At 36.3% G+C, this 13,132-nt stretch carries 10 protein-coding genes and 1 tRNA gene; 4 read left to right on the forward strand and 7 right to left on the reverse strand.

The features are described 5' to 3' along the window. Positions 1-147 precede the first annotated feature (147 nt). Together ACSC97_RS15875 and ACSC97_RS15880 are read right to left on the reverse strand one after the other, a co-directional pair. Complete coding sequence (locus ACSC97_RS15875; RefSeq protein ID WP_436661891.1) at positions 148-1,077, reverse strand: LpxL/LpxP family acyltransferase; 930 nt, start codon at positions 1,075-1,077, stop codon at positions 148-150. Positions 1,078-1,227: 150 nt separating this feature from the next. Then, on the reverse strand, positions 1,228-2,391 hold the full coding sequence (locus ACSC97_RS15880; RefSeq protein ID WP_436661893.1) for a catalase family protein: 1,164 nt from the start codon (positions 2,389-2,391) through the stop codon (positions 1,228-1,230). A 428-nt stretch (positions 2,392-2,819) separates the two neighbouring features. Here ACSC97_RS15880 and ACSC97_RS15885 point away from each other — a divergent pair, with 428 nt between their 5' ends. Continuing rightward, positions 2,820-4,190, forward strand: a complete 1,371-nt coding sequence (locus ACSC97_RS15885) for a metal-dependent hydrolase family protein (protein ID WP_125299543.1) — start codon at positions 2,820-2,822, stop codon at positions 4,188-4,190. A gap of 472 nt (positions 4,191-4,662) precedes the next feature. Further along, positions 4,663-4,739, forward strand: a tRNA-Ile gene (locus ACSC97_RS15890). 14 nt (positions 4,740-4,753) lie between these two features. Here the strand turns inward: ACSC97_RS15890 and ACSC97_RS15895 are convergent. Genes ACSC97_RS15895 through ACSC97_RS15915 form a run of 5 tightly spaced genes read right to left on the reverse strand, consistent with a single transcriptional unit; the run spans position 4,754 to position 10,523 of the window. Continuing rightward, on the reverse strand, positions 4,754-5,782 hold the full coding sequence (locus ACSC97_RS15895) for a tyrosine-type recombinase/integrase (RefSeq protein WP_436661907.1): 1,029 nt from the start codon (positions 5,780-5,782) through the stop codon (positions 4,754-4,756). Continuing rightward, on the reverse strand, positions 5,668-6,000 hold the full coding sequence (locus ACSC97_RS15900; protein ID WP_436661895.1) for a helix-turn-helix domain-containing protein: 333 nt from the start codon (positions 5,998-6,000) through the stop codon (positions 5,668-5,670). The genes ACSC97_RS15895 and ACSC97_RS15900 overlap by 115 nt, the downstream gene beginning before the upstream one ends. 13 nt (positions 6,001-6,013) lie before the next feature. Continuing rightward, the gene (mobF, locus tag ACSC97_RS15905; protein WP_436661897.1) at positions 6,014-8,482 is read right to left on the reverse strand and encodes a MobF family relaxase; all 2,469 of its coding nucleotides are present in this window, start codon (positions 8,480-8,482) and stop codon (positions 6,014-6,016) included. Continuing rightward, entirely contained in the window at positions 8,479-10,275 is a 1,797-nt protein-coding gene (locus tag ACSC97_RS15910; protein ID WP_436661899.1) for a type IV secretion system DNA-binding domain-containing protein, read from the reverse strand. The genes mobF and ACSC97_RS15910 overlap by 4 nt, the downstream gene beginning before the upstream one ends. A 2-nt stretch (positions 10,276-10,277) precedes the next feature. Then, positions 10,278-10,523 carry a hypothetical protein gene (locus tag ACSC97_RS15915; RefSeq protein WP_436661901.1) on the reverse strand — a complete coding sequence of 82 codons (246 nt, stop codon included), beginning with the start codon at positions 10,521-10,523 and terminating at the stop codon, positions 10,278-10,280. Between the two features lie 283 nt (positions 10,524-10,806). On the opposite strand from ACSC97_RS15915, the gene ACSC97_RS15920 reads away from it, so the two are divergent. Together ACSC97_RS15920 and ACSC97_RS15925 are read left to right on the forward strand one after the other, a co-directional pair. Continuing rightward, a complete protein-coding gene (locus ACSC97_RS15920; RefSeq protein WP_436661903.1) occupies positions 10,807-11,868 on the forward strand; it encodes a hypothetical protein in 1,062 nt (353 codons plus the stop codon). Positions 11,869-11,950: 82 nt separating this feature from the next. Further along, positions 11,951-13,054, forward strand: coding sequence for a hypothetical protein (locus ACSC97_RS15925; RefSeq protein ID WP_436661905.1), 1,104 nt, complete (start codon positions 11,951-11,953; stop codon positions 13,052-13,054). The last annotated feature ends 78 nt before the right edge of the window (positions 13,055-13,132 follow it).

Raw genomic sequence — 13,132 nt, forward strand, 5'->3', positions numbered from 1 at the left:
GATTACGACGTTTTCTTCGTGTCATGGTTGACTCCAGAAACAAGCATTTCCCATGCTTATTGGGGAGTAGATTATCACTTATAGACGTGGTCTAAAATCATAGATCCACATCACTTTATTGAGGTTTTAACATGATTTTATCTATAATTAATAGATCTTATCTTGACCTACTAACCGTGTTTTAAAGCGGCGATGGAACCACATATATTGTGTTGGTTGAGTACGAATTTGATTTTCTAATATTAAATTTACACGAGTCGCATCATTAATTTCATCATTTGTAGGAAAATTCTCAAGCTGCTTCTCTAATAAAATATGATACTGAGGATTTTTAATATCTCCAGTTCGATAGAAAAATAAAGGAATCGCTACAGCATTGGCAATTTTAATTAGACGTCTATGTGCGGTTAATGTTGCTGCCTGTACACCGAAAAATGGAGCCATCACACCTTGTTTGAGTCCAAAATCTTGATCGGGACTATACCAAATAGCTCGTCCAGCTTTTAGACTGCTAATTAACCCTTTCATATCATCTTTTGATATCTGATGTTTATAGCTAGATGCTCTGCATCTTGTAATCATCATATCAAGTAGAGGATTGTTTTGAGGGCGATAAACTACATCTAGATCAAAGAAGCGACTACTGATAAATCCTCCAGCATCCAGTAGAGTGGTATGACTTCCTAATAGTAATATTCCATGTCCTTTTGCTGAGTTAATGTGTTCGATACCATGGATATGAATTCTATTTTTATACCATTTAGGGCAATACCATGCATTTAATGCTTCAAATACTCCAAGCATGGTATTGAAAAAGACCTCTTGACCATCTTTGTATAATGATTCAGCATCTTTTTCGGGAAAACATATCATTAAGTTTTTAAGTGTAGTTTTTCTTCTTGAATGAAGATATTTCCATGCGAATTTTGCTAAACAATTTGCAACTCTGTGCTGAATAGACCAAGGTAACATTGCACCGATCATAAGTAGGGATATTGCAATCCAAATACCCCAGTATTTGGGCAGTAAAAAAGCCCACTGAAACTTTCCTGCCTCATAATGTTTGTTGGTTTTCATAGCAGTCTGTTTCGTTTAAAAAACTCACCAGCCTAGCATATTTTAGATTTATTTGTTTTAGAGAAATCTTTACTTCTAGAAAAGCATATTCACTATATTCTTAAGTTATTATTTTACATTAGATTAATGTATCTAGAATTGAGGTGTTATTCACGGCTCAATTCTTTGGATAACGTTCATCTGATGGCGAACAGTATTTATATTTTCGTAAATGATTTTACGCATACGATTGATAGCGCCTAAAGGTTTGTGTTCAGGCAAGGAATGCCAAGGTGTAAATGAAAGATTCTCACAGAACTGATTTTGTTCTGGGGTGTCAAACTCTTGTTTAGGAATGTTTATGATTGCAACAGTATAAAATGGGGCGATCGACTCTTTCCACTCGGTCATTGAATCTTCGACAGACATGTTAGATGACGTTCTTGGTTGAACCATAAATTCCATACAAACATTTTTTTCCTGTAAGGTGCTTCTAAGCACTGTTCTTAAATAATCAGGGTTTGTTTGTTTAGTTATAAACTCGGAAGTCTGTGTGCATGGTTTAACTGAGTATTTTACTGCTTTTCTATCAGCTCCTGATCCAAGTTGATAGGGAACCATCGACCAATAACGACTATTTATTGGATTAGTTATTTTTGAGTTCGCGGCACTAAAAGCATTTTTTGTACCTTTAAAACCAAGTGTAAAAGGGAGTTTTAGTTTTTTTAAGATAATATCACTGCTGGTTGCATCCACAAATTTAAGATATCGACTTGCATTATCTGCAAAGAAAACAGGATGATTAATCATAATAAAATCTTGAGTCGTGGCATTTTTTTCATTTTCTAGAATTTTATTGCCTTTAACGCCTAAAATTTTAATCGCCATGCCACGAGCATCTTTTTCATAGTCTGCTTTTGAAGCATCACTAGATGCATTTGAAAAACGGATCCAAGCATCATAATTTTTATTGGGTATGAAAATGCCTTGTGCAAATTTTTCGGCTAAATTTGGTAAAACTTCGAATTTTGCTTTCACACAACCATGGGCTTTAGGATGAGCATCTCGTAGTGCTAATTTTGTCGCGTATTGTTTGCGAATAGTTTCTTCAATATGTTGAGAAATTTCATAAGCTAGTTTCTCTTCGTTGACTTGAAGCTTCTCACCTAAAAAATGATCGGGTGTTGGGTATGAGAAATTTGTTTTTTTTGGGGAGTTGGGCGTATCTACATCATTTAATTTGATAGGGGTTGAGCTACAACCTATGCTAAAAAGTGTTGAAGAAGTAACTAAAATGAATAAAGCATTTCGAGAAGTATTTTTGATTATGTTCATAGTTTTAACTCATTTAGCATTATCAAATTCTAGTGCTTATTCTGAATAAAGTATATTTAAACACGAGTATTTTTTATTATTCATATACAATTGCTTGTGCAAATATCATCGTAAAAGTCTAGGAAATTTCCCACTCTTAAATAGATGATTGTAGATTTTATAGAATAAAAAATTGCAATATTTGGTTGTTCAATCTTTAGATGGATTAGATAAAAAATTACATGAATGATTAAATTTCCATGCTTAGAATAAAATCGTTAAACTGAATATTACGTCAATCCTTTTTCACAGGTAATGTTCACGAAAAACAAACAAGAGTTGCTTTAAACTCAGTTAGAAATGATAAATAATTTAACAAGAAATCTTTGTGCTATAAAAATACAAGTATAAGATTTTTATATTATTTTTATAATTTAGGAAGCGGTGTTATGAAGTTGATTGCAAAAATTAACACAACGGGAATGCTTTTTCTCAGTTTAATTACAACTGCGTTTGCGCACTCGGATATTTCACAAACTTCGCAGGCAAGTACCAAAGAACCAGATGGAGTCCTATTTAAAAACGTACAAATTTTTGATGGTAAATCCAATAAACTAACTGCACCTATGAATGTCCTAGTTCGAGGGAATAAAATACAATCAATATCTAGAAGTCCAATCCAAACCACGAATGACACGATTGTTATAGAAGCTAATCAAAAAGTACTCATGCCAGGATTAATTGATGCACATTGGCATGCGATGATGGCAGCAATGCCAGTTTCCAAATTACTTACTTCAGAAGTAGCTGACTTTAATTTTAGTGCCGCAGCAGAAGCAAATAATACGCTGATGCGAGGCTTTACTAGTGTACGTGATATGAGTGGACCAACATTCTCTTTGAAGCGTGCGATTGACTCAAATATTATTAACGGTCCAAGAATTTGGCCATCAGGTGCAATGATTTCACAAACTGGTGGTCATGGTGACTTTCGTATGACTTATGAAATACCATCATCAAGTGCGTCACATAGCCGTGGTGAACAAATTGGTGGCGGCGTTATCGCAGATGGGCCCTCTGAAGTGACTAAACGAGTCCGAGAACAATTGATGCTCGGTGCAACTCAGATCAAACTCGCTGCTGGAGGTGGTGTATCTTCTCAATATGATCCAATTGATGTAGCTCAATATTCAGAAGAAGAATTTAGAGCGGCGGTAAATGCGGCTGAAAATTGGGGAACATATGTTTCAGTTCATGCTTATACACCTCGAGCAATTCAAGCGGCACTTAAAGGTGGTGTTAAAGTAATTGAGCATGCACAACTGATAGATGAGCCAACGATTAAAATGATGGCGCAAAAAAATGCTTGGTTAAGTAGTCAAGCATTTCTTGATAATGAATATTCCAATCCACAGCAAGGTGAGGCAAGGGTTAAGCAAATTGAAGTACAAAAAGGTACTGATAATGCATTTAAATTAGCTAAGAAATATAAACTCAAAGTAGCTTGGGGTACCGATATTTTATTTGATCCGAAGATGGCTAAAAATCAAGGAGCAATTCTTGCGACGATGACACATTGGTATACAGCCCCAGAGGTTTTAAAAATGGCTACTTCAACCAATGCTGAGTTGCTTGCACTTTCTGGACCTCGTAATCCATATCCTGGGAAACTGGGAGTAGTGGAAGAGGGGGCTTTAGCAGATTTACTTTTAGTAAATGGGAATCCAATTGAGAATATAAACTTGGTTTCAAATCCTGAAACTAACTTTGTGGTAATCATGAAAGATGGTGTGATTTATAAGAATACAGTTGCCAAGTAATTTATAATTATTTGCTACTAATTTTTTAAAGCTAAAGTGCTGAATAGGTGCTTTAGCTTTTTTTATTTTAAGATCTTTAAATTGTAAATGAGATTGACATAATTTATTATAAAGGAGATTTTAAATTAATATATGAATTTATATAAAAACTGGTTTTAAAGTTTTTAATAAATTGAATTTTTCAAATGATAAATTTAATCCAGCAAATAAAATATATTAATTTATAATTTTATGATGTACTACAGTACCTATTTATTTTGTTTTTATGAAATGAATTTGGTTGAATAATGAACAAATAATTTCTAAGACTTAGTCCTTAACAATTTCCCAGTATATGAACGCAACTAAGTAAATTGATGCATTAACGTACAATAGAGTTGAACATCTGCATAAAAATTATTGCATTGCAAAACTGAATTATGTAGAATCTGCCGCAAGTTAAATTATTGTATTCAATGATTTTAACGGTTTAGGGCCTATAGCTCAGTTGGTTAGAGCAGCGGACTCATAATCCGTTGGTCCCGTGTTCGAGTCACGGTGGGCCCACCAAATTTTTCAAGGACTTACAGTAATTGTAAGTCCTTTTTAATTTCAGGCTGTGGCACATTTGTGCCATAAAGCATGGAACTTACAACTTCAGCATGCCTACTTAAATTTGCTGGAGCTAAGTGAGCATACCTTCTGACCATCTCAGAACTTTGCCAGCCGCCCATCTCCTGAAGATCATATAAGGGCGTGCCATTTTGAACCAACCAGCTCGCCCAAGTATGTCTTAGATCATGCCAACGAAAGTTGGCTATTCCAGCTCGTTCTAAAGCTTTCCGCCAAGCCCGTGTATTTATATTTCCAATAGGCTTTTTACGATATGTAAAAACATATTCTGGATGATTCCCGAGCTGAGTTTTAAGTAAATTAACTACATGTTCACTTAACGAAACATGGATATCTTCTTTACCTTTTGCTTGATCACCGTAAATCCATGCCGTTTTTCGCTTTAAATCCACTTGTTGCCAAGTAAGATTTAAAATATTGGCTTGTCTAAGTCCAGTTGAAAGAGCAAATACCGTTACTATTTTCTGATGGGGAGGTAGCTCATCAAGTAAAATCTTAACTTGCTCAGCTGTAATCCATCTAACACGGCGTTTGATTTCTTTATACATTCTTACTTTCGGTGCTTTATCAATCCATTCCCATTCGTTACAAGCTTTATTAAGGATTGCTCGAATTAAGGCAAGGTATCGATTTGCAGTTGCAGCACTCGATTCTCGTTTTTTAACTTCACCTATCGAAATAATTTCATCGCGAGAAATGTCCATAAGGATTTTCCCACGAAGAAACTGCTGTAACCAAATCAATTTACTGACATCATCTTGGTGGGTATTCTTATGCTGAGTTTCATCCAACCAACGTATACCAGCTTGATCCCAAGTATAGGTCGGTCTATCACCTAGCTTTTGTACTCGCCAAAATTCAGCTTTTAATCGATCATGGAATTCTTGCGCTTCGACTTTGTTTTCCGTTGCAGTAGTACGTCTAATTCGCTTACCACTCGGTGTTGTGAAGTCGATCCACCAGATATTATTGCGTTTGATAAGTGACATTGTTTTAACTCCATTGGTGAAGTCACTTGCAACGCTTGCCTAGGATTAGGATAAAGCGAGCGTAAATATTCAGCAAGATCATCTTCGATAAAAACCCATGATTTTGCAGGTTTAGCTGCTGGAATATGTCCAAGTTTAGCTCTTCTGCGCAATTCTTCAGGGTGCATGTGAAGGAAATTAGCAGCTTCAATTAGGCTAAGCGTTTGCATGTGCTTCACCTTTTTATAGTTCAAGTTGCTCTTGAGCTTCCATACTTACTGTATAATCTAGACTCGTGTCTTTTTGTCTTGATCGTCCCATCTTCGCTTCAAGTTGTGTTTCAATTTCACCTGAGCAATAGAAATGGGTTTGTTCTCTTGCACGACTAAAAGCAACATAACTCCACTCACGATCCATCATTGAATCTGAACTGAGTACAAAAGCTTGGTCAACGGTCATCCCTTGTGCTTTATGCACAGATAGGGCATAAGCATGATCAATTGCACCATACCCGGATTTTATGTTTTCATCATTGGTTAAACTGAATTCAACAAAGCGACCATCTTGGCGTTCAACCTGAAATTGCCAGTAACCATCTTGATTGATCTCAATCTGTTTCAGTATCCCAACATCACCATTGGTAATACCTAATCTACGTTGATTTTTGCAAAATAGAATCTGATCACCTACGGCAAATTCACGGAAAGAATGCACATCATTGTGAATGGTTTCAACTTCACAACTTGCACCTAGTAGTCCCAAACTCTGCATTTTCAAACGTGCTGCTTGATTAAGCTGATATAAATCATTACGTGTTCCTGCAAGAATTAAAGTAGATGCAAATGATTTTTCCATTTTTATTTGCCACCAGTCTTCGATTAGATTTTGTATTGCCATCCCTTTAGTTTGTTGAACATGCAAATTACCTTTCTTTCGAATAGCATCTAGTGCTTGTTGACTTTGACCTGTTGCGAGTTGCATCACAATTTTCCGATCAGCTAATTCTTTTTGACGTTGAATATTTTGTAGAGATGCATAACCTAAATTTTGTGCTAAAAAACGGAATGCACCGCCAGCATCAATAGGTTGTAACTGTTGATGATCACCAACCAACACAACTTTTGCATGGGCTTGTTCTGCATGATCAAGAATTTGTGCCAATTGTTTTGAGCCAACCATGCCTGCCTCATCGAGCACTAATATGGTTTTACTAGTCAGTTCTGTTTTCCCAGTGTTGAGTTGATGAATCAATGAATGCAAAGTTTGTGATGGGATTTGTGTAGATTCTTGCAGACCTTGAGATGCTTTTGCTGCAAGAGCCGCACCTCTTACCTTAAAACCTTTCTGTTCCCAAACTAAATGTGCCACACCAAGCAAGTAGCCTTTCCCTGTGCCGGCCATACCTTGTATGAGTTTGATACCACCAGATTCCGTCGTGATATGCTCAAATGCCCGTTGTTGTTCTACCGTCAGCTTTGATTGTTCTATTAAGGTTGGACTGACCTGAATTTGATGCATAGTTTCATGTTGCCGATTTCTAGCCTGATCTAGTAATTTCTGTTCTAAAATCAATTGTGTCTGCGTGGTAAAACGCAACTCGTTTTGATCAAGACCTCGATCTAGCTTGGGATTAATAGATTGTAATCGTACTAATTCAGGATGCTGCAATATGTCATTAACATATTGATTCACACCATCAGCATTCAAATAACCTTGAGCAGCTACTGCAATTGTATGATGCAATTGCTGTGGTGTAAAAGTTGACATTTGTTGATGCAATTCGTTAAATATTTCCATTGGACTAAGTAGCGAATGCTCTGTTGATTGAAAATTTTGGCATTGCTGCACCAAATCAGGTTGATAGCCCAATTGCATGGCTTCACTTTGCCACTGTGCAAATAGTTGAGAGCGTGAAATTTCACCTGTTTTGTTTTCACGAGTTGCAAAGGTAGCAATCTGCATACCTTGTGCACTAATAGCACCGTATTTTTCTGCTTGCTCTACGATTGCGTGGCGTCGTTTAGAAAAAGCATCACATAGTTTCTGTGGTATTCCATTGATTAAGAATGACTTTTTAACATCTTGTTCAATCTGAAAGCCAAGGTGTTGTAATTCATATGCTAATTCAGCACGATAAACTGCACCTGTTGCCAATTTCCAACGAGAATCAAAGTCTATTGCACATGCTGAACCATCTGTACGTAGACCTAAATTTGCGACTATTGCATGTGTGTGTAGCTGCGGATCTTGTGATCGACTTGTACTATGCTCATAAGCAACAGCAATTACTTGATGAATAGAGCCAGCCATTTCATTACGATCACGGCTACTAAATGCGTGTTTTTCAAGGAATCTAACTCCTGCTTCAACTGCCTTTTTTTGTGCTGCCTGTATGGCTGTACGAGTTTCTTGATCAGCCAATGCCCATGCAACACTCACGCTTTTGGGGGCAGAAAATGTCATATCCCAACCGCCTTTATGGTCAACTCCAGCGTTTGAGGCCAAGGCCTCACCCGAAGTAGGGTGATAGCCTTGCAACATTTTTCCTAATTCACCATTTTTTACTTCACCAGCAAGATACATTGCTGATTTAAGTGCCCCCACCCAGTAACCCGATGGTTCACCGCCCAATTCATAGTAGTCTTCTGTTGCCAAACTTTCGTAATACAATACTGCTTGTGAGCTATTTGAGATGGATTTAAAACTCATCATGACTCATCCCCCGAATTTTTAGAATTTTTAATTAAGCGTTTTTTACCTGAAGAAACTGTAGCTTGAACCACATCATCAGTGACATCTGCAACAGGGATTTGATCAATCCATTCAGCGAGTTCTACACCTTCACGGACTTTTTCAAACTTTTTGATCGGCCAATTTAGGCGAAGTACAGCATCCCAGCCAGTAATCGTCATCCATCCATGGATGCCACTTTGTAGTGTAGGTTGTGGTAATTGTGAAATTTCAGACGGTGCAACCAATCGTTGTGCTTGCGTCAATGGGATTCGGTTGCCATTTTCATCAAAATCTTGTGTGAAGATTTCACGATCACCAATCAGTTTTGATGCAAAATCAGCACTAGTGCCTGATCCCATGCTTAAAATGATTTTTGTCTGCATCATACCAATGATCGAGTTGACTTCATGCTGTCCATAGTTATGTACAAGCAAATCAAAGTCTTGAATGCCTAACCAAATGCAAGCGCCTTTTGATCTACCCAATGCAGCCAAATTTTTAAGCTGCTCAATATATGGAATTTGTGCAATTTCATCTAAAACAAAATGGATTCGTCGTGTTGATGAGTCGATAAAATTGGGGGATAAAATCAGTTTGATTAGTACATTCAACACTGCACAAATATAAGCATCACTCACGGTAGGAAATGCTTTACTTGCTTGCAATAACAGAATTGGTTTTTCATCTGAATCATCACGAATCCATTCTCTTAAACTCAATCCACCGACAGACTTAGGCCATGCTTGGGCAAGTTGACGCAAAAATGAAAGATTAGCAATTAAGCTAAAATAAACACTATCGCTAGATTTACTACCTTCTTTGAAAATCCCAAGACCAATTCGGTAAAAGCGTTGGAATTCATCAATCGTATATTCGAGTGACCACTCCAAGCATTCAGCTAAATGCTTCCACCCCCAATTCATACCATATTTTTGTTGTAGACAAACAATAAAACCGATTAATGCAACGCGGCTTGCATCGCTAAAAACCGCATTATCACCTTTGACTTCTTTGATTAAAGATTGTGCTAAAAGTCCAGCATCCAATTCTGTCCGTATATCTTGTCCAATATCCCAAGCTATGCAACGGGCATCCCAAGGTGCTAATATAATTGACTGATTTTCATGAAAAATTTCTGTAAAGTCACCTTTATTGTCAAGTATGCATGTTTTAGCGTTTGGTTGTTGTTCCAAAGCATCTAATATTGCTGGCATCAAGGTTTGAGTTTTACCTGCATTTGGTGCACCCCAATATAGTGTTCCTCTGGTGTCAGAACCAATGGGCAATCGAATTTTTGGATGAGTTAATAAACCTTGTGGTAAATCAGAAACATGTAATATTTTATTAATCGCTTTAGCTTGCTTTTTTGCGTAGGTTACAGCATCTGAACCTGATAAAAGCACATTTCCTCTGGCATAATAATGATCACGAGGTTTTGCAGATAGATAACCAAAGAAGCATGAGGTAGGTAATGCGATAACCAATGGCATGTAAAAATGCCAAAGGAACCATTTTTTATAGCCAGATACATTGAGCATTGCTGAAATTTCTAACCATGATTTGGTCTCCATACATAATGTTGACAACGTACATCCCAATAAGGCTTTTGGTAACAACGGCCAATCTGTCCACACGATGTCCCGTGTCATTGGCACTTGTATATGCCATGAGAGAAACTCAAGTGCTATAGATGTAGCCAAAAAAGTAACGCCTGTAATTACTAAGCCTTCCTCAAATCGCCATTCTGGCTTTTTATTTAGACCATTTGTCATGTTTAGTTCCCTTCAACATCGAATTCAGAAAGTTTGTTGATAATTTGATTCTGACCTTGGCGTAACAATTTCATTTGGGTTTCAATCGCTACCAGTTTTTCTAAGAGCTGATCCTTGTGACTTGATTGACTAGTAGCCAAAATATGACGAACTACATCAGCTAGGGTTATTGCTTCACGTTCAGCTTGTCTCTCAAGAGAAATTGCAAGCGCAAGCGGTACTCGGATCGCAATTGGCTTAGTTTTCATTGGTCTCTCCAAAGAGTAACTGTGTAACAGTCCATAAGGCATTGATTTGATGTGAGAACTGAGTAGAATGGTTACAGTCAACGCTATGAGTTTCGGCGCATTTCGCCAAAGTTGGCGTCAGGTGTATATCTATATTCAAAACTATTTCTTTTTGAAATTGGTTAGATCTATTCATATTTGCTCACTGTGTTGTTGTATTGAGCTGAGCTTATTTTTTTATTTTTTTTTGTTCTATGCGATTATTCGGAAAATTGCATTTCAAATTTTATAGGAACGTGAAAAAGTGGCGTTTGATCGATATTCTGATGTTTTTTTAGACGGTATTTTAGACAGAGATGCTCGTCTAGCAGATTGTGAAGTCGAATTTTTAAAGCTTAAAAAATTGATAGAAAATAATAAAGTTACTGTGGCTAAACAAGGTACGAAAGCTTTCGGAAAGTTAAATATTTTGCCTTTATTTTGTGAAATATTTTCCGAAAAATTTATTTACTATCTTGAGCAATTTCCGATGATTAGAAAAGATCTATATGATTTAGGAGTGACAGAAAATTTAGCAGAAATGCTTACTGATAAGTTTATGTGTTTCGATTTTTCCGAACTGATTTATAAAACTTATAAACTTCATTCATTAAAATTAGATCAAGATGTATGGCTGATTAAAAATATAGGAAATACGCGACAATTTAGAAAAGCCGTTGAGTTTTTACATTTCATATATGAAATTACTCATTTGTTTTCGAAGGGTCAGCTACTAGATAAAAAAGATGATGAGCATCATAGAATTTATACTCGCCGACCTAAAATTGATTGGTGTACATTTTGTTTTAGGAGAGTTGAATCAATTGGTGAACAAAGACCTCTACAAACTGTAGTTATTATGCATGAGCAAAGATTTCCTGAAGAAAAATCAAGGAAAACAAAACAATTATTATGTAAAAAGCATGAGTCTAGACCAGCGAATGATAGCATCTATCGGAATGCACGAACAAAAGCTAAAAAATTATCTAAGGAAGATCGTGCATATATAGATCAAATCCATTCTGAAAGACGCTTGTATGAAGTCTTAAATTTTAATAAACCATTTGACAATAAAATGACTACTAAGCATTGGGAAGCTACTAAGTCGAGGTGGCTTGGATATCTCCTTGAACTTTGTCCGTATGCCTATATTTCTGATATCAAGAGTTGGGATGAATTTACAGCTAGATTCCATTTACTACTTGATAATGAGCAGGAAGACACTCAAGTGCCGTTATTTATTGAAGATATTTATATGGAAGCAAAAATATGGATTGAACTTGAAAAAAATCATTATAAGAATGATAAAAGGAGAAAAAGCCTTTAACTTTTATCACATATTTCAATTATCTTAATTAGCATGATAATCATGATTTTTAGCGTTATATATTCATTGAGGGAAGACTAGAATGAGCGTGGACTCAAAAAAACAAAGCAATCCATTTTCAACAGGTGGAGGTGGTGTAAATTTCGAAACTAGAGTTCAAGCATCATTTGCTATCGCACTACTTACTCAATCTTGTGTCCCATGTTTGTCTCAAAATATGAGGCCTCAAGAGTTAAAATTCCAAAATAAATATGATGGTTCGAATACTGATGATTTTGTTTTAGTGGCATCAGATAAATTGGGTAGTAAAAGTAAGTTGTATGCCCAAATAAAACATGAAATAACCATAAGTGACTCGATTGGAAGTGATGAAAATAGTTCTATTTTTTCAGATGTTATAAAGAGTGCATGGGAAGATTTTCAAAAGGATTCTTTTGATAAAAAAAATGATGCGATTGCTTTAATTACAGGACCACTTCCTAAGTTGGATATCGCTAATACGCTTCCACTTTTAGAATGGGCTAGGTATTCATCAAGTGCCTCTGAATTTATCAAAAAATCAAATACTAAAGGATTTACTAGCGTAGCGAAGCTAAATAAGTTAAGGGCGTTAAGAAAGCAGTTAGATCATGCTAATGCTAATCAGACAATAACTGATGAACAGTTTTGGGAATTTCTCCGAGTATTTTATCTAGTTTCCTTTGATTTAGATGCTAAACATTCGGTAGTTGCTCATTTATTATGTTCTCTTATTCAATGTCATTCGGATGAATCACCGGAACTTATATTCTCTAAAGTCATTACGTGTGTTCAGGACTATAACCAAAATGCTGGGACACTAACGCTCGAAAATACTCCTAAGGAAGTTAGGGAGTTATTTCAAGTTAATAGTAAAGTTAATTTTGAAAAGGATTTTTTTAAACTCCAAGAGCGTGGCCGTCACATCTTTGGTGGTATTTCTAATAAAATTCAAGACTTTCATGTTAGCAGACATGATTATTTACCAAAAATTTCAGAAGCTTATGATACAAGTGATTTTGTGTTTGTAACAGGATCTAGAGGTTCTGGCAAATCAGGCATAGTAAAAGATTTTATTTCAGGTAAAAGTAAGGATGTTCCTTTTTTTTATCTTAGAGCTGAAGACTTAGATCGTAAGCGTCCGCTGAACCCCATGCCTATTTTTTAATTTGAGTTGGATTTCCAGCGATGTGGCAGTAATTCTTCTATTTGGGTCGCTTTATGCGTCGGCAGCCTTTTCAGCACA

Origin of the sequence: Acinetobacter sp. P1(2025) (genome assembly GCF_051390655.1) — a bacterium.
GTDB classification, from domain to species: domain Bacteria; phylum Pseudomonadota; class Gammaproteobacteria; order Pseudomonadales; family Moraxellaceae; genus Acinetobacter; species Acinetobacter junii.